This is a genomic window from Dellaglioa sp. BT-FLS60, assembly GCF_054941065.1.
Genome location: NZ_JBSOLI010000032.1, coordinates 78,644 through 102,445, shown reverse-complemented (window position 1 = coordinate 102,445; position 23,802 = coordinate 78,644). Strand labels below are relative to the sequence as shown.

18 protein-coding genes are annotated in these 23,802 nt (G+C 35.4%); 5 read left to right on the top strand and 13 right to left on the bottom strand.

The window, feature by feature from the left end:
• Positions 1 to 88 precede the first annotated feature (88 nt).
• Positions 89 to 1,153, top strand: a complete 1,065-nt coding sequence (locus ACVQ8P_RS04885) for an AraC family transcriptional regulator (protein WP_462297886.1) — start codon at positions 89 to 91, stop codon at positions 1,151 to 1,153.
• A 101-nt stretch (positions 1,154 to 1,254) separates the two neighbouring features.
• Here the strand turns inward: ACVQ8P_RS04885 and ACVQ8P_RS04880 are convergent, their stop codons facing one another.
• The 4 genes from ACVQ8P_RS04880 to ACVQ8P_RS04865 all read right to left on the bottom strand — a co-directional run bounded on the left by ACVQ8P_RS04880 (position 1,255) and on the right by ACVQ8P_RS04865 (position 7,656).
• Positions 1,255 to 3,156 carry an ABC transporter ATP-binding protein gene (locus ACVQ8P_RS04880; protein ID WP_462297885.1) on the bottom strand — a complete coding sequence of 634 codons (1,902 nt, stop codon included), beginning with the start codon at positions 3,154 to 3,156 and terminating at the stop codon, positions 1,255 to 1,257.
• Positions 3,156 to 4,895, bottom strand: coding sequence for an ABC transporter ATP-binding protein (locus tag ACVQ8P_RS04875; RefSeq protein WP_462297883.1), 1,740 nt, complete (start codon positions 4,893 to 4,895; stop codon positions 3,156 to 3,158). The genes ACVQ8P_RS04880 and ACVQ8P_RS04875 overlap by 1 nt, the downstream gene beginning before the upstream one ends.
• Entirely contained in the window at positions 4,896 to 5,546 is a 651-nt protein-coding gene (locus ACVQ8P_RS04870) for a TetR/AcrR family transcriptional regulator (RefSeq protein ID WP_462297882.1), read from the bottom strand.
• 88 nt (positions 5,547 to 5,634) lie between these two features.
• Positions 5,635 to 7,656, bottom strand: a complete 2,022-nt coding sequence (locus ACVQ8P_RS04865; RefSeq protein ID WP_462297880.1) for an ABC transporter ATP-binding protein/permease — start codon at positions 7,654 to 7,656, stop codon at positions 5,635 to 5,637.
• 226 nt (positions 7,657 to 7,882) lie between these two features.
• Here ACVQ8P_RS04865 and ACVQ8P_RS04860 point away from each other — a divergent pair, with 226 nt between their 5' ends.
• Positions 7,883 to 8,779 carry a phosphate ABC transporter substrate-binding protein PstS family protein gene (locus ACVQ8P_RS04860; protein WP_462297879.1) on the top strand — a complete coding sequence of 299 codons (897 nt, stop codon included), beginning with the start codon at positions 7,883 to 7,885 and terminating at the stop codon, positions 8,777 to 8,779.
• Positions 8,780 to 8,837: 58 nt separating this feature from the next.
• On the opposite strand, the gene ACVQ8P_RS04855 is transcribed toward ACVQ8P_RS04860, so the two are convergent.
• Positions 8,838 to 10,256 carry a C69 family dipeptidase gene (locus ACVQ8P_RS04855; protein ID WP_462297877.1) on the bottom strand — a complete coding sequence of 473 codons (1,419 nt, stop codon included), beginning with the start codon at positions 10,254 to 10,256 and terminating at the stop codon, positions 8,838 to 8,840.
• A 162-nt stretch (positions 10,257 to 10,418) separates the two neighbouring features.
• Between ACVQ8P_RS04855 and ACVQ8P_RS04850 the strand changes: the two genes are divergently transcribed.
• Together ACVQ8P_RS04850 and ACVQ8P_RS04845 are read left to right on the top strand one after the other, a co-directional pair.
• Complete coding sequence (locus ACVQ8P_RS04850; RefSeq protein ID WP_462297876.1) at positions 10,419 to 10,946, top strand: DUF1836 domain-containing protein; 528 nt, start codon at positions 10,419 to 10,421, stop codon at positions 10,944 to 10,946.
• On the top strand, positions 10,943 to 11,797 hold the full coding sequence (locus ACVQ8P_RS04845) for a DegV family protein (RefSeq protein WP_462297875.1): 855 nt from the start codon (positions 10,943 to 10,945) through the stop codon (positions 11,795 to 11,797). The genes ACVQ8P_RS04850 and ACVQ8P_RS04845 overlap by 4 nt, the downstream gene beginning before the upstream one ends.
• A gap of 51 nt (positions 11,798 to 11,848) precedes the next feature.
• Here the strand turns inward: ACVQ8P_RS04845 and ACVQ8P_RS04840 are convergent, their stop codons facing one another.
• From ACVQ8P_RS04840 to ACVQ8P_RS04815, 6 genes are all read right to left on the bottom strand, one after another.
• A complete protein-coding gene (locus ACVQ8P_RS04840; RefSeq protein ID WP_462297873.1) occupies positions 11,849 to 12,271 on the bottom strand; it encodes a DUF3284 domain-containing protein in 423 nt (140 codons plus the stop codon).
• Between the two features lie 21 nt (positions 12,272 to 12,292).
• Positions 12,293 to 13,699 (bottom strand): glycoside hydrolase family 1 protein, encoded by a 1,407-nt coding sequence (locus ACVQ8P_RS04835; RefSeq protein WP_462297871.1) that lies wholly within the window; start codon positions 13,697 to 13,699, stop codon positions 12,293 to 12,295.
• A gap of 66 nt (positions 13,700 to 13,765) precedes the next feature.
• Positions 13,766 to 15,049: a PTS sugar transporter subunit IIC gene (locus ACVQ8P_RS04830; protein WP_462297870.1), complete on the bottom strand. Its 1,284-nt coding sequence runs from the start codon at positions 15,047 to 15,049 to the stop codon at positions 13,766 to 13,768.
• 27 nt (positions 15,050 to 15,076) lie between these two features.
• Positions 15,077 to 15,394, bottom strand: a complete 318-nt coding sequence (locus ACVQ8P_RS04825; protein ID WP_462297869.1) for a PTS lactose/cellobiose transporter subunit IIA — start codon at positions 15,392 to 15,394, stop codon at positions 15,077 to 15,079.
• 16 nt (positions 15,395 to 15,410) lie between these two features.
• Complete coding sequence (locus ACVQ8P_RS04820; RefSeq protein ID WP_462297867.1) at positions 15,411 to 15,722, bottom strand: PTS sugar transporter subunit IIB; 312 nt, start codon at positions 15,720 to 15,722, stop codon at positions 15,411 to 15,413.
• A gap of 132 nt (positions 15,723 to 15,854) precedes the next feature.
• A complete protein-coding gene (locus ACVQ8P_RS04815; RefSeq protein ID WP_462297865.1) occupies positions 15,855 to 18,575 on the bottom strand; it encodes a sigma 54-interacting transcriptional regulator in 2,721 nt (906 codons plus the stop codon).
• A 177-nt stretch (positions 18,576 to 18,752) separates the two neighbouring features.
• On the opposite strand from ACVQ8P_RS04815, the gene ACVQ8P_RS04810 reads away from it, so the two are divergent.
• Positions 18,753 to 19,406: a TMEM175 family protein gene (locus ACVQ8P_RS04810; RefSeq protein ID WP_462297863.1), complete on the top strand. Its 654-nt coding sequence runs from the start codon at positions 18,753 to 18,755 to the stop codon at positions 19,404 to 19,406.
• 6 nt (positions 19,407 to 19,412) lie between these two features.
• Here the strand turns inward: ACVQ8P_RS04810 and ACVQ8P_RS04805 are convergent, their stop codons facing one another.
• Both ACVQ8P_RS04805 and nagE read right to left on the bottom strand, forming a co-directional pair.
• Positions 19,413 to 21,332 (bottom strand): fructose-1,6-bisphosphatase, encoded by a 1,920-nt coding sequence (locus tag ACVQ8P_RS04805; protein WP_462297861.1) that lies wholly within the window; start codon positions 21,330 to 21,332, stop codon positions 19,413 to 19,415.
• Between the two features lie 174 nt (positions 21,333 to 21,506).
• Positions 21,507 to 23,489 carry an N-acetylglucosamine-specific PTS transporter subunit IIBC gene (nagE, locus tag ACVQ8P_RS04800; protein WP_462297858.1) on the bottom strand — a complete coding sequence of 661 codons (1,983 nt, stop codon included), beginning with the start codon at positions 23,487 to 23,489 and terminating at the stop codon, positions 21,507 to 21,509.
• Between the last annotated feature and the right edge of the window lie 313 nt (positions 23,490 to 23,802).

Below are 23,802 nucleotides of genomic sequence, written 5' to 3'. Positions count from 1 at the left end.
CAGTCTATAATTAGGCTAAGTTTTGTACTAATCTCCTTATCACGCCAGATGTTCTTTGACTTATTCGATAAAGAAAGCGGGTTTGATTATGACACCACAACAATTATTAGAAAAAATGCATACGTATACTAAAATTGAACGTTATCTCAAAAATCATCCAGATATCCGTAAAGATAAAAGTAAAATTCAAAAATTCGATGCACAATTATCTCATCAAGATGCGCAAGAAACATTAGTTGATATTTTACCTCACCTTAAACCAGATGCTACTGATGGATGGGACACGTTACCAGCTAGCTTCTTTTTTAAAAAGAACGATCCTCTTAATATTTGTGTCACACAACATACCCGTTACTCAACTCCAATAATGCACAATCATGATTTTTTTGAATTATTTTATGTTTTTGAAGGCGAATTTGAACAACAAATTGGTAACAAAACCTTTACTATGCATACTGGCGATTTTTGTCTTATTACCCCTGGTGTTTACCATATGTTAGATGTAAATAACTATAGTATTGTAATCAATATATTAATTAAAAAATCGGTATTCAACGCCCTTTTTATTAATAAATTTAACGCTCGCGGATTTGAAAACGTCTTCAGTAGCAATGCGAATATGCCTGTAGATAATTCATTCATTATTTTTTCAACAAAAGCTGATATTAGAATTAAAAATATTATTCTTGATCTTTATTTAGAAACTTTAAATAGAGAAGAATACTATCCTTATATTGTTCGGTCTAAATTAGTCACTGTACTCAGCTATATCATGCGTCGTTATTCTTCAGATGCTATTATGGCAAAACCTGCAAAAAAAATTGACGTCGTTGATTTTAATATAATGAACAAACTAGATAGTGATTATTCTACAATTACCCTAGAACAAATTAAATCTGAATTTAACTACTCCTCTCAATATATTTCATATCGTGTTAAAAAAATGACTGGTTTGTCATTCACTAAATATCTCATATATAAACGTATGCACGAAGCAGCCAAATTATTGGAAACAACATCCATTAAAGTTAAAGAGATCAGTCAACAAGTTGGTTATCCGCAACAAGAAAGTTTTACTCGCTTATTTAAAAGAACCTTTAATAAAACACCATCTCAATATAGAAAAGATAGTCATTCAGAAAATATATTCTAACAATACGCAAAAAAGACCAAACTTCATATTCTGAAGTTTGGTCTTTTTACAAAAATCATTTTTTGATTCATCTACCTAAAAAATACTGTTCATTTTTTTAATTAAATAGCCCCATTTGTAAATTGACTATTATACAAATCAGCGTAGAAACCATTTTTAGCAATCAAAGCATCGTGATTTCCAGTTTCAATAATAGAGCCATTATCCATCACAATAATATTATCCGCGTCACGAATCGTTGATAGACGATGAGCAACGATGAAGCTTGTTCGATTATTTAATAAGGTATCCATTGCTTTTTGAATCAAGACTTCCGTACGTGTATCAACAGAACTCGTTGCTTCATCTAAGATTAAAATCTCAGGATCAGCTAAGAAAGCGCGAGCAATTGTCAATAATTGACGTTGTCCTTGCGAAATATTCGAAGCATCTTCATTCAAGACCGTTTGATAACCATCCGGTAATTGACGTACAAATGTATCCACATGGGCAGCTTTTGCTGCAGCAAAAACGTCTTCATCTGTTGCATTTTCACGACCATACTGGATATTTTCCATAATGGTTCCGGTAAATAACCAAGTATCTTGAAGTACCATTGAGAGTGATTGACGTAAATCTGATCGTTTTAAATTTTTAGTATCAACACCATTAAGACGAATTGATCCTGACGAAACATCATAGAACCGTTCAATTAAGTTAATAATCGTCGTCTTACCAGCACCAGTTGGCCCAACAATAGCGACCTTCTGTCCTTCTTTAACATCCAAATTGTAATCAGTCATCAACAATTTTTTATCTGAATAACCAAATTGAACATGGTCAAAGGAAATTTTATTACCATTATCAGGAATTGGTAACTCATGATTACTTTCATCTTTCAATTCTTCTTCGTCCAAGACTTCAAAGATACGTTCTGCTGAAGCAACGGTTGCTTGAATTGTATTAGATAAATTAGCAATTTGCGTAATTGGTTGTGAGAATTGGTTAACATATTGCAAGAAAGCTTGAACGTTACCTAAAGTAATTGTTCCTTGTGAGACTTTAATTCCACCAATGACTGCAACAAAAACGTAACCAATATTTTTAATAAAGTTCATTGCTGGCATAATTAATCCGGAAATAAATTGTGCTTTCCACGAATCTTTATAATAGTCACTATTTTGTTTTTCAAAAATATCAATATTTTTTTCTTCTTTATTGAAAGCTTTAACAACTGTATGGCCTGCATAAGTTTCTTCAACTTGATTATTCAAAAGGCCTAAGCTTTTTTGTTGTCCCGCAAAGAATTTTTGTGACCGAGGGGCAATTAATGAAACAACCCCCAAACTCAAAGGCACAATAATCAAGGCAATTAACGTTAATTGCCAACTAATTGAGAACATCATATAAAGGACACTGACAAAAGTCACAACACTTGTCACCAACTGTGTAAAACTTTGTTGCAGCGTTCCCGAAATGTTATCCACATCATTCACAGCACGTGACATGATATCACCATTAGGATGCGTATCGTAGTAAGAAATTGGCACACGTTCCATCTTAGCCTTAATATCTTTACGGAGCGCGTACACTGTTTTTTGAGAGATATTAGTCATAATCAGTTGTTGAATAAAACTGAATAAAGCCGAAGCAATATACATAATACCAACTGTGAATAAGATGTTCTTAATCGCATTAAAATCGATTGGCAATGAAGTTACTTTATGCCCCTGCTTAATTTGTGCATAACCTTTAGTCACACCAGAGAAAATTTCTGTTGTTGCTCGTCCTAAAATTTTAGGCGAAACGGCTTGGAAGATAACAGAAATAATCGCTAGAACTAACACTACCCCAATTAAAAATAACCAAGGTGACATATATTTTGCTAAACGGCCAATTGTTTTCCAGAAGTTTTTAGGCTTTTCAACTGGACGACCAATATTACCACCAGGCCCACCATGATGACCGCCGCCTCGTGATGGTTGTGTTGCCGGACGGCTAGATTGTTTGTTATTATCTGCCATTATTCTGCATCCCCCTCTCTAATTTGTGATTGCATAATTTCTTGATACGTTTTATTGGTTGCTTTCAATTCTTCATGCGTTCCTTTACCGACAATTTTGCCACCATCGATGACTAAGATTAAATCAGCACCCGTCACACTAGAAATCCGTTGCGCAACGATTAGAACAACACTATCTTTAACATTTGCGTCCGTTTTAAGTGAGTCTCGTAACTTAGCATCCGTTTTAAAATCAAGTGCTGAAAATGAATCATCAAACAAGTAAACGGACGCTTTTTTAACCAACGCTCTAGCAATGGCAAGGCGCTGTTTTTGTCCACCGGAGAAGTTATCCCCACCTTGTTCAACCATGCCATCTAAACCATCTGCTGATTCTTCAACAAATGATTTTGCTTGTGCAATTTCAAGTGCATGCCACATTTGCTCATCTGTTGCCGTCTCATTACCAAATTGTAAATTACTTCTAATTGTGCCCTTAAAAAGAACGGTTTTTTGTTGTACAAGTGAAATTTGATCATGCAAACTTGCCTGTGTTAACTCATAAATCGATTGCCCATCAATTTTAATATCACCTGATTCAACATCGAATAAACGTGGAATCAAATTAATTAATGTCGATTTACCAGAACCAGTCCCACCTATAATAGCAATTGTTTGGCCGGCTTTGGCTTCAAAGTTGATATCAGTTAAAGCTGCTTTTTCAGCCCCTGCATAACGAAAATTAACTTTATCAAATGACAATTGACTTGCGCCTAATTGACGACGATCAACTGTGATTGCATTAGGACGATCTTCAATCGAATCATTTTTATCTAAAACTTCGTTAATACGAGCGGCGGCGGCTTGTGCACGAGGCAACATAACGAAGACCATTGATAACATCATGAAACTTGATAGAATTTGCATGGCATACGTCATGAATGCCACTAAATTACCAACTTGCATCGACATGTCGCCGATTAAGTGCCCACCATACCAAATAATTGCGATATTGGTTGCACTAAGAACTAGAGTCATCATTGGTGACATAACAGCTGTAATTGAGAAAACTTTACGTGCGTTATCTGTATAGGCTTTATTTACACCGTCAAATCGTTTTTGTTCATAGGCATCTTGATTGAATGCTCGAATCACACGGACACCGGTTAATCCTTCACGAAAAACAAGGTTAATGTGATCAATTCTTTTTTGTAACGTCTTGAATAACGGCACTGCAAAAGTCATCACTGCAGCAATCAAAATGAATAAAATGGGCACAGCGACTAGAAATATAACGGTTAATTCTTTTTGTTTGTTGTAAGCCAAGACACTAGCACCAATCAACATAATAGGTGCTTGAATCATCATTCTTAACATCATTACTGTCACATTTTGGATTTGTAAAACATCCGTTGATGTCCTTGTAATTAAACTCGAGTTCCCAATTTGATCAAATTCATAACTTGAAAAATTAAGGACCTTTTTATAAATGTTACTTCTTAAACTACGACCTAATTTTTGAGCCAATCGGGATGCGATGAAGACATTTCCAACTGCAGCAACAATACCGATAGCTGCCACACCTAACATGACATAACCAACTTGCCAAATGTAAGAAACGTTCCCCTGTGAGACACCTTTATTAATCATATCAGACGTCAATGTTGGTAAATATAAATCACAGATAACTTGGACAATCATGAAGACAAATGCACCACCGATTGCCCAAAGATTGACGCGATTTTTCATTACTTTTATCATTTACTCTTGTTCCTCTCTTTTCGAAACGCCGATGGCTACCCAGTTAGCCATTGTTTCATATTCTTTTTGTAATTCCTCAACTGGAATTTCGATGCCTTGTTTTTGCTTTGAAAAGTAATCATTAATTGTTCTCATAAACGGACTCATCATAGAAAACATTAATAACTTCAATTCTTCATCTGTAGAGATATTTAGCAATGAGAGGTCAACTTTATCCCCTAAATGAAACTCAGGGTGTTGAAATCTTCCTGCATGTGGTCGGGCGCCATGCGGTTGCATATGGTGGGCCATTTTAAAATCCATCCGAACAAAAACATTTTTAAAAAACGCCGCATTTTCACCAGATACAGTATCCGCAATGATTTCGGAAAAGAATTCTTTCATCGTCTTTACGATATCGCCATGATTTGCCTCTAAAGTATCCATAAACTTCTTCGTTTGGTTCTGTCTAATACTATCAAAATAATAAAAATATAAATCTTCCTTATTTTCAAAGTATTGGTAAAAACTACCACGCGGAATATCGGCCGTTTTTATAATATTATTAATTGATGCTTCAGCTAAAGGCACTCTTGAAAATTCTTCTTTCGCTGCATTCAATATTCGTTTTTGTTTATCTTCATCCAAATTAAAATACGTTTTCTTAGGCATATTTCCTCCTTATATGCAAAAAATGACAAGCTGTCATATGACAACTTGTCATGTTACTCGTTTTTATTTAAAAATGCAATGCTTTTACTTATTCTTTTCTTAAAGACTCAACTGGATCAAGTTTTGATGCTCTATTTGCTGGTAAGAAACTTGCAAACATACTAATCAAGACACTAATTAAAATACCAGAAAATGCATAACTAGCGGTAACTTTGACGATTGTGACATCGAATGTTGCAATCGAGAAGGCATTTAACCCGAAGGCTAAAATATACGTTACCCCGACACCAATTAGGCCAGATGCTAATCCAATTAAGAAGGCTTCTGAAACGAAAATACGGCGAATATCTTTGCGACGTGCCCCTAGAGCCTTCATTACACCAATTTCTTTTGTTCTTTCAACAACTGAGATATTAAGCACAACTAATATCATAATTGCAGAAACAAGTAATGAAATTGCAGCTACGGCTGTTAAAACATCTGTTAAAATATCTAACATTTGAGTAAACATTTCAGACATTTTTTCTTGAATTGAACCCGTGTAGCCTAATGACTTCACTTTAGCTTTAATGCCAGCTGTATTAGCTTTATCTTTTGTATGCAAGTAAACAACATTAGGCTTGATTGATTCATGATTATCTTTAACCAATTGTTGTAAGTCAGTATAATTCAAGTAAACTAAACTACTTGAGCTGCTACTACCAGAGGCTTCATAAATTCCGGCAACTTTGAACGTTTTTTTGATTGTTTTTTCATTGTAAACAATCGCAATTTTGACTTTTTTACCAACAATATTTTTGCCTAATGTATCAGCAGTTGTTTTATCTAATAAAATACCATCTTTACCAGGTTTTGACCCCTTAGTAATATTTGATGCTGTAATTCCTGAGTTCATTGTCCCCAATTGCATCAAGCTGGCTTTTTTACCTTTATATGAAACTGTATTTGTTCCAAGCGAAATCGCTGTATAACCCTTTTGAAGAGAATCAACATGGTTCACATTCGTTAATTTTTTAATATCTTTCTTAGCAAATGAACCTGTTTGACCGGTAATTGCAGCCATTTGTGTTTGTTGTTCCTTAGCTTGTGCTGCTTGCGCTTGAGAACCAGTGGCTGCTGTTGGCGTTGGTGTAGAACTGCCACTACTGCTTGAAGCACTCGAACTCGTTTTGGCTTTCATATGGACTTCCGTTACATTAGGATTCACATAACTAGACATTGTACTTTTAATATAACTTGTCACACCTCTACCAAGCGACAACATCAAAACAACTGACATAATCCCGATACTTGACCCAATGGCAACAAGTAAATTACGAGAGAATTTAGCTTTCATATTCAATGCAGCTAATCGAATTGCTGACCATAGACTTAAATTTTTAGGTGTTTCACCTTTAAATTCATCTTCATTCGTATGCAATTCAAGTTGTTCTTGTTCAGCATCAGAAATAATCGCACCATTATCAATTCGAACAACACGACTTGAATAAGCCGCAACACGATCTGAATGAGTAACCATTAAAACTAACTTACCACGTTTGGCGATATCTTTGATAATTTCTAAGACAGCATCCGTTGTCTCTGAATCTAAAGCACCTGTTGGTTCATCAGCAATAATGACATCTGGATCGTTCATTAAAGCACGCGCAATTGCAACACGTTGTTTTTGTCCACCAGAAATTTGATCTGGCTTCTTTGTCATATGATCTTGTAAACCAACATCCGTTAATAATTTTTTGGCACGTTCAACACGCACTGATTTATCAACGTTCGAGAGAGTCATTGCCATAGCAACATTATCAATCAAACTTAAATGAGGAATCAAATTAAAATTTTGGAAAATGAATCCAATACTCTTTTTATGGAAGTTAACCAATTCTTTTTCAGAAAAATCACCGATATTTTCACCATTATAAGTAATTTCACCATCAAAACTTGAATCCAGTCCACCAATTAAGTTCATTAATGTTGATTTACCACTTCCGGATTCACCAACAATAGAAACTAATTCGCCCTTGTCAAAAGAGGCATTAATATCTTTCAAGGCTTTAAATGTCGTACCACCAGCCATATTATACGTTTTAGAAACGTGCTTGATTTCTAGAATCATTTGACTCCCCCTGTTTCTGTTTTTCTTTATGACAATCTGTCATAATAGGATGATTTTCATTATAGGCAACCCTATTCACAAAAGCAAAACATTTTAATCGACCTTTACCTATTCTTTACAATTTCTAGTATAAATCATTACACGATTCATACAAAACGATAACAATTACCTGATACTATGAAGTTGTTCTTAAATACGAGTACAAAAATAAAAGGAGAAGTAAATTATGAGAAAGAAAACAGCAATTATTTCAGTAGTAGCAATGGGGCTTTTATTATTAGCAGGATGTGGTAAAACTTCATCATCATCTTCTTCTTCAAGTGACGCAACAAAAATAACAGGAAAAATTAATATTGTTGGATCAACTGCTTTACAACCTTTAGTTGAAAAAGCAGCCGAAACTTATCAAGATGCCCATTCAGGTTTAACCATCGGTGTTCAAGGTGGCGGATCAGGTACTGGTTTAAGCCAAGTTTCTACAGGCGCTGTTACAGTGGGTAACTCAGATATCTTCGCAGAACAAAAAGATGGCGTTAACGCTAAAAAGATTGTTGATCATAAAGTCGCAGTTGTTGGTATTGCCCCAGTTGTTAACAAGGGGACAAAAGTTACTAACATCTCAAAATCACAACTTGCTGATATTTTCTTAGGTAAAATTACAAACTGGAAAGATCTTGGCGGTGCTGATCAAAAAATTGTTGTGATTAACCGTGCTTCTGGTTCAGGTACACGTACTGTATTTGATAGCATTATCCTTCCAAAGAAAACAGCTAAACAAACACAAGAACAAGATTCAAATGGTACCGTTCAAAAAATGGTTGCCTCAACACCAGGTGCTATCAGTTACTTAGCCTTCTCATACTTAAATGACAAAGTCCAAGCATTATCAATTGATAAAGTTAAACCAACATCAAAAAATGTTGAAAATAACAACTGGAAAATCTGGTCATATGAACATATGTACACTAAAGGTTCACCTAAATATGCAACAGCTAAATTCATTAGCTACATCCAATCAAACAAAGTTCAAAATAGCTTAATCAAAAAATTAGGTTACATCTCAATCTCAGATATGCAAGTTGAAAAAGATGCTAAAGGGACTGTTGACGAAATTAACAAATAATCTAAATTCATAAAAAAAGTGTTGCAATTTTGATTGCAACACTTTTTTTAACCTATTTTTATAAATTAGCATCCATATTGAATGTTAATTTTGACAACGTTAAGCCTTCAGTAATAAATTGACCAATCATTGCCATTGTTCTTTCACGCATATCAGCAACAATAGCGTAATTTTGTTTTGTGAGGTAATTCGTTAATTCATCCCCACTCATAGTTGCAGATGCTACATCACTATCAGCAACCATCGTCTTCAATTGTTGACGACAAGCCTTCAAGTAATCAACATTTTCTTGCACAAAATGAGAATAATGTGATTCCGTCAACATTGATACCGTTCGGTACATCCAATAAGCACTGTTCATGTCCAACGTTAACGGCGTTTCACTGTAACTAGGATCTGTATCTGTAGCATTTGTGTAGAATGGGACAAAGGGTGCAAATGCTGGAACCCCTAAACAAATCCACATTAATGCAGAATGCGCATCATCAACTTCATTTCTCAATTGTAGAACATGCGCATTTTGTGTTCTGTTCATTGAAATAGGTCGGAATCTCAACCGGTCTTCATCAGCGCCATGACCAAATGGATCATATGGCGTTTCATTATAATGTGAGCCTAAAATAGCAGTCACATCTTCAACGCTAATTTTTTTATTTGCATAACAAATGAATGGTAAATCACTTGAAGTAGGTTCTTGTTCAATTTCAGGATTCAAACAACGTTGACCGTACCAGACACGAGGTGTGTTATAGTGACGGTCTTTTTCTGTATCTGTTCCAAAAATATGACGGAAATTCCAGCCCGTTTTATCAGGATTCAAATGATGTTCTTCAACATATTCACGAATGCCGTCTGACCACATAAAGTTATCAGCATCATTAAAATCAATTTCTTGAATCGCAACTTGATTAGCTGCAACCGCATAAGCGTCATCTGGAATACGTTGCGCAATCCAATGATGTCCGGTCACAATTTCCATGTACCAAACGTCATTTTTATCACTAAATAAGACGCCGTTTCCTTCAGGTGACCCATATTTTGTAATCAAGGCCCCTAAATATGCAACCCCATGTTTTGCTGACTCAATGTAAGGTGCAACCATTGTTTGTAATGAATCTTCAGCCAAACCATTTTTAATTAAAGGATCATAGGCCAAAACACGTTCATTAGCATAGACACTTTCTGTTGCGCTCATTGCGACATTTTTTTCATTAATACTACTTTCATCAAAAACACCTTTACTTGATACTTCAACATTAGGTGTTGCTGTCCAGCGGTAGCCATTTTCTGGCAATGGTGCGGTAAAACCATTTTTATTCGAAGTTAACGTTTCATGACGCCCTGTTACTGCAGGGTACATTAAGAATCGTTGTGGTGTAATAGGCAAAAATGTATCATCGTTTCTAGCAATCATTGTTGAGCCATCAATTGTGGCTTTCTTACCAACTAAAATGGTTGTACATGCTTGTTCCATCATAAATAAGTCACTCCTTCTCGTTATTAAATACCATTATAGTGTACAACTTTTATCCCTATATAGACATAAAATTATACACATGCTTTAAGAAACAACTCAATCTAGTTTACAACACTAGATGAAAATGATAACATGAAGTTATTACGTTAAGGGGGTTATCATTTGAGTCAAAAGGTTCCGCTATCTTTTTTAAATTGGTTAGATAACTTAAAAGAAATCACGCTACCTAATTGGACTGATTTTCCAGAATTAGATCTTTATATGGATCAATCCATTAAACTTGTGAACCAATATCTAGAACCACTAAAATTAACACCTGTAACGCCTACAATGGTTAATAATTACGTAAAAAAAGAAATTATGTTCAAACCAATCAAAAAAAGATACCATAAAGAACACTTAGCAGCGATTATTGTTATTACACTTTTAAAATCTGCTTTTCCATTAGATGTTATCAAGGATGGCATTGATCAACTTTTAGTCGACAATTCATCCGAGGAAGCTTACACAAATTTTGCCCTAATTTTTAACGAACAAGTTAAATCATTAACATTTAATATTAATTTAAAGCCAGTCACAACTGAAACAACAATCATTGAATTAGAACAACGATCGGCCGCAAGTGCCGTCATTAATCATATTATCAGTGAAAAACTCGTCATACTAATGAAGGAGGCTCCTCAATCATGAGAGAAGAAAAAATTGCAATATTAGTCGATTCTGGTTCAGATATTCCTAAGGATTTTATGGCTCAAGAACATATTTACATGGTCCCTATTTTAATTACATTTAGTGACACAACTTACCTAGATCGCATTTCTATTTCACCTGCAGAAGTCTATGAACGTATGGAAACTGAAATTCCAACAACCGCAACACCAGCAGGTGGCGCAATTAACGATATTTTTGAACAAATTAAAGCTGATGGCTATACACATGTTATTGCAACAACCATTTCAAGTGGGTTATCTGGTACCTACAACGCCATTAAAACATTCGCAAAATTATCGCCATTAACTGTTGAAATTATCGATACGAAGAATATTGGAATTGGTAGTGGATTAGCTGGTATTTTCGCAGCAAACCTAATCAAAGAAGGCGATGACTTTGGCGAAATTGTCACAAAAGTTCAATTAGCCGTTGATGAAAGTAGCGTCTTTTTCTATGTGCCAACCTTACACTATCTTCAAGTTGGTGGCCGTATTGGTCGTGTTGCTGGTCTCATGGGTAACCTTTTAAATATCAAACCTATTATTTCATGTGATGAAAATGGTATTTACTATCCCATCGCAAAAGCTCGCGGTGAAAAAGCGGCCTTGAAAAAATTCCTGTCACTCGTCGATGATAAAATTGGCGATGCTGAACATTTTGATATTGCCGTTGCTTACGGTAATAATGAAACTTTAGCCGCAAGTATCTTAGAAAAATTAAAAACTAATTATCCAAATGCCGCGCATTTCTACTTTGGTGACGTTTCTCCAGCTCTTGGTGTTCATGCTGGGCCTGGTGTCATTGGTATCGGTGTTGAAATTTTGGATTAACACAAAAAAGGAGTCAATCGATAAATGTCGATTGACTCCTTTTCCTATTCTCTAATTAGTCGTGTACTTACTTTCAATTTGTTTAATCATTTTTTTGAAATTTCTCTTCTTGAAGAAACTCATAATCATACTCATAAAAGCGTCATTCATTTGTTGCATTTTACCTTTAGACGTCATTGATTCTTTATAGCTTAATAAGCAATGACCGTCATCGATTACTTTAATATCGTATCCTACTTCAAACTTATTACGGTTACTATCTGTTTGAAAATGATAACTTTCATTTTCAATCATTTTGGTAACTTTTAGTTCAGCCGATTGGGTTTTAGTAAATTGTTTGGTGAATTCAAATCCATCTAATTGATTTCTTGTTAATTTACGACCTGTTTGAGCATGAATATCATATAATACAGATTCCATAATCTGATCAAATAAATATTTTGCGGGAATCTTTAATTTCATTTCAACTTCCATGAGTCATTCACCTCCATTTTTCTAATCATTAAAGCCGTTCTGATCCGTCATTTCTTTAAACCAGTAACCACTCTTTTTAATGGTTCGTTTCGCTTCGTTATCCAAATCAATACTAATAAATCCATAACGATTCTTATAGGCGTTCAACCATGACCAATTATCCATACATGTCCACATGTGATAACCATGGACATGACTGCCTTCTTCAAGTGCTTTGTGAACCCACTTCAAATGATTTTTAATAAATTCAATTCGATAATCATCATTAATTTGGCCATCAGAATTAATAAATCTGGCTTCATCTTCAACACCCATCCCATTTTCTGAGATAAAGCAATCAATATTACCGTAATTATCTTTAATATTAATTAAAGCATCGTAAATACCCTTTTCATAAATTTCCCAGCCACGATATGGATTTACTTTTTTCCCAGGCATATCATATACGGTATAGAAATCTTCAGGCATCCAACCATTTTCACCTTCTGGTTCATCTTTGATGACCTTAGCTGCTGCTCGTCTTGGCTGATAATAATTCACACCTAATAAATCAATCGTATTGTCTTTAATAACGGCTAAATCATCTTGATGGTAGATTGGCATCAAGTCATATGCTTCTAACCAATTAACAATATCTTGTGGAAAAGTTCCTTTAATTGCAGGGTCTAAAAATGACCGATTAAAGAAACCATCAACAAATTGAGCTGCTTTAACATCTGCTGGATTATTTTCATCTTTTGGATACGTTGGCATTAAGTTTAAAATAATCCCAATTGTTCCACCTAAATTAAGTTCATGATACTTTTCAACTGCTTTAGCACTCGCTAAAGCTTCATGATAAGCAACTTGGACTCCATGCTTCAAATTACGTTCATCAGGTAAATGCCAACCATATAAGTAGCCACCTTCAACGGGAACAATTGGTTCATTTTGAGTAAACCATTTTTTAACACGATCCCCAAATAATTTAAAACACGTTTCTGCGTAGTCAGTGTATAAATCGACAACTTCACGATTTAGCCAACCTCCCATTTCTTGTAGGACCATTGGCATATCAAAGTGATAGAGATTAATAAAAGGTTCAATACCAGCAGCAATTAAATCATCAATAAGATGATTATAAAAGGTAACAGCTTCCGGATTAACTTCTCCAGTAAATGGATTTGGAATTAATCGTGACCACTGGATTGAGGTACGATATGAATTATGACCTGTTTTTTCCATCAAAGAAATATCTTCTGCATATTTTTGATAGACCCTTGATGCCTTTTCAGGACCAACTTGATTGAAAAACTTTTCGGGACTTGATTGATACCAAGCATCCCAAATATTATCAGCTTTTCCATCTCCTAAAACACGGCCTTCAGATTGTGGCCCACTTGCAGCAGACCCCCACCAAAAATCTTTTGGAAATTCATATTTAACCATAGTAAACTCCTTTATTTAGCACAAAATCTCTCTACATAAAATTACGTAAAGAGATTTGCTTTTATTTTATTTGTTTTCTGAAGCTGCTGCTTCATCTTTTTCAATTTGTCTTGTTGCTAAGATAACAAATGGTGAGTAGATTAATACTGAGATAGCCACATTGACTGCGGCTAAAACACCACCTGCTAAACTCTTAGTTGCTAAGATTCCGCCAATTACTGGTGGTGTAACCCAAGGAGGCATTACCGTAGCTGCTGGCACAATACCGGTAGCAGTCGCAATATAAGCAACCGTTACAAGTACCATTGGTGTTAAGATAAATGGCACGAACATAATTGGGTTCAACACAATTGGTAATCCAAACATCATTGGTTCATTAATATTGAAAATACCAGGAGCTGCTGATAAAGAACCAATCATTTTGTAAGGTTTGTTTTTACGGCCAACGATGAAGATGGCAATAATCAAACCAATTGTTGCACCAGTTCCACCCAAGTTAACGAATGAATCAAAGAAAGGTTTGTTAACAATGTAAGGAATTGCTTTACCTTCACTAAGTGCTTTAACGTTAGCTGCAATAGCAGGTGCGTTAATTGTTTGCATTAGTGGATCAATCATATTAGCACCATGTAAACCGAAGAACCATAAGAATGGTGAAATGAATGCTAATAATAATGCTGATGGGTATGAATTTGCCAAGCCCATGAATGGTTCTTGAACAAGTTTGTAGAATGCTGCAATAATATCAGTTACGCCGAATCCTTGGAATAATGTATTGATAAAGGCAAAGATTGTTACAACAATCATTGCTGGGAATAATGAAGCAAATGCTTTTGCTACAGCAGGTGGAACACCATCAGGCATGTTAACGATTAAATGTTTGTTACCACTCAAACGTTGGAATAATTCTGATGAAATTAAAGCAACAATAAGTGCAACGAATAATCCTGTTGATGTCATACCAGCTAATTGTAAGCCACCAAGAGCAAAGAATGAAGCAACTGATACTGTACCAGCAGCGATACCATCTTTACCGTATGATTTTGCAACGTTATGAGCAACTAAGAATGCAATGAATAATGACATAATACCGAAACTTGCATTCCAAACGCCGCCACCTAAACTTTGCCAAATTGGAGCATCATTAACTATTTTTGGAAATAAGCCATTCATTAAATTTGAAAAGCCTGGAATTGGAAGATTATTAACTAATGTTCCTAAAGCACCCAAAATCATAAGTGGCATAATAACAACAAAGGCATCTCGAATTGCTATCAAATGTCTTTGTGCCCCGATTTTTGAAGCTACTGGGATAAAGTGAATATCCATCCATTTTAAAAATTTGTCCATGAGTAGTTCCTCCTTAGATTATAATTCTTATCCTATCTTTTTGTAAACGTCTACTACTTCGCCGGCTAAGTCTCTAAATGTAATCGCATTCATTAAGTGGTCTTGACCATGAACCATTAATAAACTAACTGGCACCGGATCACCTGAGGCTTCTTGTGTTAACATAGCTGTTTGAGAATGATGTGCTTCAATTAATGATTTATCTGCATCAGCCAATTTAGCAGCTGCTGTTTCAAAGTCACCTTTTTTAGCAGCTCGAATTGCTTCCATAGAATCACTCTTAGCGTTTCCACCATTCACGATTAACCCCATGATTGTTTGCATTTGTGCGTCGTTTTCATCCATACCGGACACCTCCTTTTTATTTAAGCAATGTTTTGGCTGTTGCAAGAACTTTTTCGCCATTCATCATGCCATAATCTTGCATGTTAATAACTTCTACTGGAATATTCTTGTCAGCAACCTTTTTTTCAAATTCGTCTTTCATAAAACGAACTTGTGGGCCTAACATCAAAACATCAACTGGTTTTGATTCAAGCATTGAATCTGCTTCTGAAGCTCCAACTGCAAAGATATCTGACTCGTAGCTTTCTGCTTCTGCAGCTTTTTGCATTTTTGATACTAATAAACTTGTACTCATACCCGCTGAACAAACTAACATAATTGTTTTCATAATTGACACTCCTTTTTCTATTTATACTCTTATATACGCAAGTTCCGTGCCAAAAAATAAAAGTCTTAGAAAAGGCTTTCTGAAAGCGTTTTCTAAGACTTTTATTTTTACACACACACTACTCTTTCACTATTACACACTGGTTTTATTCAACATATTGCCCATAAATATTTCGACAATATAAGCAACTTCGTCATCTGAAATTTTAATATTATACATTTTTTCAATAATAATTAACGCCGTTTTAACAATTTCCATTTGTAAATGATTTTCCGCAGAAAATTCTTGAACATTCTTAAATGGTTTAATTGGTTGATCCTTCAATCTTGAATCTACTAAAAAGGCCAGGTGCATCATTATTCCCACGGTAATCTCAGGATCAAGAACAATCTGTAAGTCTGATTGAATTTTAATAATCATTGTTTGGACGGTATGAATTAAATCTGGTACAGAGTTAACCGAATTAATGCTGCCTTCTAACGCTGTAATTGTTTCTTGTGTTAAATCATTATCAGATAACATGCGCTTCAAAATTTGTAACGTATCATCATTAAAGATATCTAAGGCCGAGAAAAAAGGCACTCTTTGATAAGAAACTTCAACAGTTCCGACAATCGCTTTCACATCATAATCCCGCATTAATGTGTTGATATGCTTTTTAAAAGCATCTTTTTCTAAATATTGCATCCGAATAACTTTTACTTCATCTTCATTTACAATAGGTACAATACGGTCATATAATCTTGCAGCAACACCTTCGCCAGTAAAACAAGCAACAATAACCGCTTTTTTTCTAGGACGCATATGGAAAAATTGTTCTTTAACAGACGATTCAAAAATATGTTGTGCATTAGCATAGATATCTTCCAACTCACGACCAGCAATCGCAATTCTTAACGATTCAAGTACAACCAATGTACTCGTCATCGAAACGGCTCGTGTATTAATTCCCGTTTCTTCGCCTAACATTGATGCGAAGCTCGTTAATGAACCCATATCAGTTAAAAGTAACAACCCTTTTTTTAATTGGTCCTGATTCTCTAGCACATAATCTCGCACTTGATTGTAAATTTCTGAAACGTTCACATCCAGTGGCATATTAATTGCCTTACCTTTGGTTGTGCCCAGTAACTCTTGCGCCGTTTGCAACATAGAAGAAGCCGTTGATGCGCCATGCATTAATACGATAATACCAACTTTAATTTCATTTTGTTGTTTCTTTTCGCTTAAATCAGAACTCAAAAACATAGTGATAAACCCGATTTCGTCTAACGGAATCTCAATATCAAATTCGTGCTCAATTCGGTCTGCCATTTCTAACGCAACACGAAAAGCCTTAGGGTTTTTTTGACGTAAATTATTCAAATCAGGATGGACGATAACGACATTTTTTCGAATTCGTTCAATTGCGCTAACCAAATGTAATCCAAAAGCAAATCGCGCATTCTCATTATATTTTTGACCTAACTTACTTTGTGCTAAGTCATATACTTCATTGGTAACCTTCCAAACGTCATCTGGTAATAATTCTTTTCGTACACCTTCACCTGATAACTGCTCAACATAATCTTTAAAATAACCTTTGTTATCTGAATCGATTAACGTTTTAAGACTTAATGATTTTAAATTCTGTTGATCCGTTTCACTAACTTTTTTATCAATTGTTTCGTAAACGGTTGGTTTTTGATCATCTTTTTCTACTATCTCACTATTTTTAAAAGTCACAACTTTTGTATTCTTTTCATTTGTTCTTTTTGCTAAACGATCCATTAAAGCATCAATTTTCTTATACTTCGCTTTACCTTCTAAACGTCCTTTTTGAACATTTAGTGGTAAATCTTTTAATCTAATATACAATGACGCTGTTTCATGCGTTCTAAAATACAAAAAGGCCTTTGCACAAACGACTTTAATATCTCGTTGAATTTGGCCAATATTGGCTTCTGGCTCGTATAACATTAACGCAAGCATGGCATCGCGTTCAACAACAATATCTTGGTTCAAACGACCCACTTCTTGTTCAAAGAAATTCATGACCATCCCATAGCGCTCATCAATCGTCCGCTTTGAAATAGGTGGCAACGTGATTGCCATTGGAATACGACGATTAAACGTACTTAAAAAGTTTTCAGATGTTTCAGTCGTTGCCCCAATAATCTGCACACTTGCTTCTTTAGTAATTGAAGATTCTCCTAAAGGTCGATAAAACCCTTTGTCAATGAAGGTGAACAACATTTCTTGTCCTTCAGGAGGTAGCCGATGGATTTCATCTAGGAACAAGATTCCGCCATCAGCCTTATCCATCAACCCTTTTTTATCTTGATCAGCACCCGTATAGGCCCCTTTTTTCACACCAAATATATGCGCAAAAAGTAACTGTGGATTATTCGCGTAATCCGCACAGTTAAAGCGAATAAAGGGTGCTTCCGCTTTTACCATCTTTGATTCTAATGCAAATTGATACATACACTCAGCAAATAGCGATTTACCAGTCCCTGTTTCACCAAAAATAATAGTGTGTAATCCTCTTGGTGGGTATAAAATAGCTGCTTCTGCTTGCTGAATCATCACTTTTAACGAATCATTAGCGCCAATTAATTTTTTAAAGGTCATTTCTTTGCCACTTTTATTGTCAGCTTTTACCTGTTGTTTTTCTTTTTCTTCAACTGACGACCATTGGTACAGAACTGGCCGTCCATCGCTCTTTGTGACCTCACCAGATTTATACAAGTCATTCAAATAACGACTGACATTAGCACGATTGCACTCAAGTTCATCTGCAATCTGTGTGGCATTCATTGCTGTTCCTTTATTTTTCAAAAGGTTATAAATATCTTTTTTTCGATCTCCCAAGTTACTCACTACTCCCTTACACATTAACAAAAATACGAAACCGCTTACTATCATTAGTATACCGCATCTTTTCTCACATTTACACACTAATCAAAATTTACAGCTATTTAGTTGCAAAAAAGGCTTTGTAACGCTATTATGAGACTAATTATAAACAAAGTATTTGGGGGATTTAATATGAAACTTGATCGTGTCCAAGCCTTTAGTGATGGTGTTTTCTCAATTTTAATTACAATTATGGTCCTTGAATTTCATTTAGATCGTTTTACAAAAGGCGATTTATTAACTGAAGTCTTGAATCAATGGCCCATATTTGCCACTTATCTTATTTCCTACTTATATGTAGGCACGCTTTGGCTATTTCATCATGACTATATTGCTGGTTTAAAAATCACTGACCGGGGACTGAACATTTTGAATTTACTAATGCTCTTCTCGATTACCTTAATTAACTACCCAATGACCTTAATATCATCCGTTTTAGCATCAGGTAATACCGCTGATATTCGAACAGCCTTTATCTTCTATGATTTAGTTGCGCTGTTCATTTCAGGAACTTTTTTGATTATTTATTTTTACGTTAACCAACACTCTTATCTAAAATCAAAAGCCAAACCAGAATCTTATTACCAATCAATTCGCTTTGATCCTCTTGGCTCAATGGCAATTTATGGGGCATCCATTCTCTTATCTTTCATCAATATTTGGTTATCTGGATTTCTCCTGGTAGCTGGTATTATCTATCATTTCGTTGCCTACCTTCGAATGAGTGAAAATGAAGATCGCCTTGAAAAATTGATTATCAACAAAAAAAATCTTACTAAAAAGTAAGATTTTTTATTTGCTTTGTAAATATTTTTTTAATTCTACAACACGACTAGCTAACGCTTTACCCATATCCGTTTCAGCAATGGTTTGCCTTTTAACCTCACTGTCAACAATCCGTTTCACCGAAATAATGTCAGTTCCATTTTCGATTGAATCCCATTTAGACGTGAATGGCTGATGTGCAACCAATTGCAACCCATATGAATTAGAAAGCAGTGTGTATCCGCCAATACCAGTAGTTGACTGATACGCTTTAGAAAAGCCTCCATCAATCACAATCATCTTTTTGTTTGCCATGACTGGTTCGTGTCCCCGTTTAACTGGGGTATGTCCGTTAATTATTTTACCGTTATCCGGATTAAGTCCGAATTCTTCTAATAAATGACGACAAAAATCTTCGTCATGTCGCAATTCATAATACGCATTTGGTATTTCAACTTGAACCGCTTTATCGGCAATAAAATAACGTTCAAAAGTTTTCATAGCGTGTTTCCCAAATAATGGTGATTTTGGTCCTTGCCAGAGATACCATAATAAATCCGTCTCAAGATCCGTTGATTTTTTTGGCTCGGCATAACTTTTTCGTAAATTATCTTCAAAAAAAGCTAATAATTCTGGCCCTGCATATGAATGTCCCTTCAGATCAAAGCTCTCTAATTTACCCTCTTGTGTAACTGGAACACACCCATGCACTAACAAATTACCATTATATCGCTTAAACATACTGCCACGTGCCATCATAAAATCGAGATGTTCTCGTAACTTAGTCGCATGAATGAACGATTGTACCAATTTATCCATTATTTCTGATTCATCACTCGTTAACTCGTACGGATTTGCCCAATCAATCGTCTGAAAACAAGTATCCTGTAATGAATATTGCTTACCATGACTGTTGATTTTCGTCCCATTAGCCACAATCTTTTCTAATATTGCACGGTTCGCCATATCAAAATCAGGACGACGTTGAATAATCTGGCCTTCTAATTTAAATTGGATAATCGCGATTGCCTGATGAATTTTTGTTATCAAAAGGCGTTCGTCTTCTGTAATTTTTTCTTGTGCTGAATTTGTTTTAGGTGAAAACGCTGGGTTATCTTGATACATTTTATCAGCGAATGTTGCCAAATGCCGTAAATTAATACCATACGCATCTTCAACAATTGCTAAATTATTATATCTTGCACAAATTCGCAGTAAATTAGCGATACATAAAGGCGACCCAGCCACTCCGCCTAACCATAAAATATCATGATTCCCCCATTGAATATCAACTGAATGATAATCCATCAAAGTCTTCATAATTTTATCTGGATTGGGACCACGGTCAAAAATATCCCCAATTACGTGTAAATGATCAACAACTAATCGTTGAATCGTATACGCAGTCACTGTTAAAAAAGCTTCCGCTTGGTTCAATTTGATTAAATTTTCGATTATCCGATTGTAATAATCTCTTTGATCCAATTCGTGGGCATTACTATATAATAATTCTTCCGTTATATACATAAAATCAGGTGATAGCGCCTTTCTCACCTTTGATCGTGAATATTTCGTTGCCGTTTTTTGTAACAACTCAATCATTCTACCAATCGTATCCAAATACCACTGTTCTAATTCAGATTGTGATGCTATTTGTTGCTTTTTAGCAATCAATTTCTCTTCAGGATAATAAATCAATATCGCAAAATCTTGTATATTTTCTTCAGTTAAACGGCCATTAAACGTTTCCTGAATCTTCTGTTTCACATTGCCCGAACCATTTCTTAAAACATGCTGAAAAGCATTATATTCACCATGAATGTCGCTAACAAAATGCTCTGTTCCTTTAGGCAGGTTAAGAATGGCTTCTAAATTTATAATTTCGGTAACAATACTTTGTTTGGTTGGAAATCTTTTTCCTAATAACATTAAATAATAGGGATTCATTTCAATAACCTCCTTCAATTTTATAATGCGCTTACAAATACTATACCATGGTCGAATTATCAATACCAATACTTAGCTACCTGTCTTACAATAGTGTCACATCAGTCCTTTAACCTAAATCCCTATCTATACCAAAAAAACAGACCAAAACTATCGGTCTGCTTTTACTTATTCTTATTTAGTTTGGACAGTTGCTGAAGTTTCATTCGCTTTAACAGTTTCATTCAAATGTTCAAATGCAATATCAGAAACTTTATCCATATTTGTTAAAACAACCATCATTGTCGTTTCTTTACCAGCGGCTTTAATTGCGTCTAAATCAACCTGTGCAACTAAGTCCCCTTTTTTAATCGTATCACCTTCAGAAACAACCACTTCAAAAGGTTTCCCTTCCAACTGAACCGTATCAATACCCATGTGTAATAGAACTTCTAATCCCGTTTCAGTCATGATACTAATTGCATGTTTCGTTGGGAAAATGCTTGCCACTTTACCAGCAACTGGCGCATAAATCTCACCATTCGTTGGTTCCACCGCATAACCGTCACCCAACATTTTTTCAGCAAAGGTCTCGTCTTTTACGTCTGAAATAGGCATTAATTCGCCATCTGCGACTGTATAAAATGATTCATGACCAACAACCACTGTATCATTATCGTTAGCTGTATCGTTTAATTTATCAACATTTGCTTGTAGTTCATCATTACTGAGTGAGATTGAATCCACTTTTGCCTCGTATAATTTACCAAGTTCATCAGCAACAAATTGAACCTCAGTCCCAATAACAACTTGAATATTCGTTTTATCAATCACCTTAAAACCAGCAGCTCCTGATGCTTTAAGCGCAGCTTCATTAACAAGGCTTGTGTCTTTAACTTGTAAACGGAGACGTGTTGTACAATTATCAACCACTGTTAAATTGTCTTTACCACCAAGGGCAGCGTAAACAATTTGAGCTTGGCGTGCATATTTATCGTCACCTAATTCTGATGATATTTGAATATCATCAGCAATTGGTTCACGACCAGGTGTCATTAAATTGAATTTTTTGATTGCAAAATTAAATAGTGTGTAGTAAATAATTGCCATAACAACCCCTTGTACGAGTAACATCAATGGCATATTAGCCATCGGCACACGTAAACTCAAGACGTAATCAACCAATCCCGCACTAAATGTAAACCCGGCTGTCCAATGCATAAATGCAGCAAACGCCAAAGACAATCCAGTTAATGCCGCGTGAATGACGTATAAAGGCCAAGCAACGAACATAAAAGAGAATTCTAAAGGTTCACTCACACCTGTGAAAAACGACGCAAAAGCACCAGCTAACATCAATGAGCCAACTTCTTTTTTCCGTTCTGGTAAAGCATTACGATAAATAGCATAAGCACCAGCTGGTAACCCAAACATCATAATTGGGAAAAAGCCTGCCATATACATACCGGTTGTCCCTTTAATTCCTGTGTTACTCCAAAAGTTCCCAATATCATTAATTTTAGCAACATCGAACCAAAAAACTGAATTCAATGCTTGATGTAGTCCGGTTGGAATCAATAAACGGTTGAAGAACCCGTATAATCCAGCCCCAACCCAACCGAGTCCAACCATGAATTTACCAAATGCAACTAACCATGCATAAACGACTGGCCATGCGAATAGTAAGGCCAGCGTAACAAAAATCATCACAAGCGCTGACATAATTGGCACTAACCGTTTCCCACTGAAAAATGAAACAGCCATCGGTAATTTTACATTATGGAAACGATTATACATTGCGGCTGCGATCAATCCCGCAATAATACCAATAAAAACATTTCCACTTATGGAACTAAACGCTGGATTAACATCTGCAACTTTTATACCTAATAACGTTGCAATTGAAGTTGGTTCCAACATTTTGACGGGAATTTCAAATGCCACAACACCAGCTAGTGCCGCAGCCCCATCCTTGTCAGTCGACATTCCTAAAGCCAATCCTGCTGCGAACAAGAGTGCTAAATTATTTAAAATCGCACTCCCACCAGCCTGCATAAAGGTTGCCGCGAACCAATCTTGCGGTAACCAATTCCCAATACCAACTAATAATGCTGCTGCCGGTAAAACTGCGATTGGCAACATCAACGAGCGTCCCATTCTTTGTAAATAACTTTTCATTTTATATCCCCTTTTTCTCTTATGAAATTATATTACATGATAGACCAAAAAAAATCAAATAATATATAATCCAGTCAAAAAGGGCATTTAGACAACGTTTTAAATTCCATTAAACATCTATACCAATTTTATTTTTGGTAAAAAAAAGAGTTACCTAATTTACATTAAGTAACCTCTTTCAGAAAAATAAGCGTCCCCACACTACATCTTCTCTTCGATATTCTATATACTAATCAATAAAACCCCTGTGAATCATTTATTTACAATGCCTAGTATGTCACATAAAAAGGAATTAAAAATATCAATAATTGAG

Coding starts and splice junctions, on each gene's coding strand:
- ACVQ8P_RS04840 (WP_462297873.1), bottom strand. CDS start 12,271: ATGGAAGTTGAAATGAAATTAAAGATTCCCGCAAAATATTTATTTGAT.
- ACVQ8P_RS04870 (WP_462297882.1), bottom strand. CDS start 5,546: ATGCCTAAGAAAACGTATTTTAATTTGGATGAAGATAAACAAAAACGA.
- ACVQ8P_RS04820 (WP_462297867.1), bottom strand. CDS start 15,722: ATGAAAACAATTATGTTAGTTTGTTCAGCGGGTATGAGTACAAGTTTA.
- ACVQ8P_RS04880 (WP_462297885.1), bottom strand. CDS start 3,156: ATGGCAGATAATAACAAACAATCTAGCCGTCCGGCAACACAACCATCA.
- ACVQ8P_RS04860 (WP_462297879.1), top strand. CDS start 7,883: ATGAGAAAGAAAACAGCAATTATTTCAGTAGTAGCAATGGGGCTTTTA.
- ACVQ8P_RS04875 (WP_462297883.1), bottom strand. CDS start 4,895: ATGATAAAAGTAATGAAAAATCGCGTCAATCTTTGGGCAATCGGTGGT.
- nagE (WP_462297858.1), bottom strand. CDS start 23,489: ATGAAAAGTTATTTACAAAGAATGGGACGCTCGTTGATGTTGCCAATC.
- ACVQ8P_RS04810 (WP_462297863.1), top strand. CDS start 18,753: ATGAAACTTGATCGTGTCCAAGCCTTTAGTGATGGTGTTTTCTCAATT.
- ACVQ8P_RS04865 (WP_462297880.1), bottom strand. CDS start 7,656: ATGATTCTAGAAATCAAGCACGTTTCTAAAACGTATAATATGGCTGGT.
- ACVQ8P_RS04855 (WP_462297877.1), bottom strand. CDS start 10,256: ATGATGGAACAAGCATGTACAACCATTTTAGTTGGTAAGAAAGCCACA.
- ACVQ8P_RS04845 (WP_462297875.1), top strand. CDS start 10,943: ATGAGAGAAGAAAAAATTGCAATATTAGTCGATTCTGGTTCAGATATT.
- ACVQ8P_RS04825 (WP_462297869.1), bottom strand. CDS start 15,394: ATGGATGAAAACGACGCACAAATGCAAACAATCATGGGGTTAATCGTG.
- ACVQ8P_RS04830 (WP_462297870.1), bottom strand. CDS start 15,049: ATGGACAAATTTTTAAAATGGATGGATATTCACTTTATCCCAGTAGCT.
- ACVQ8P_RS04885 (WP_462297886.1), top strand. CDS start 89: ATGACACCACAACAATTATTAGAAAAAATGCATACGTATACTAAAATT.
- ACVQ8P_RS04835 (WP_462297871.1), bottom strand. CDS start 13,699: ATGGTTAAATATGAATTTCCAAAAGATTTTTGGTGGGGGTCTGCTGCA.
- ACVQ8P_RS04805 (WP_462297861.1), bottom strand. CDS start 21,332: ATGAATCCCTATTATTTAATGTTATTAGGAAAAAGATTTCCAACCAAA.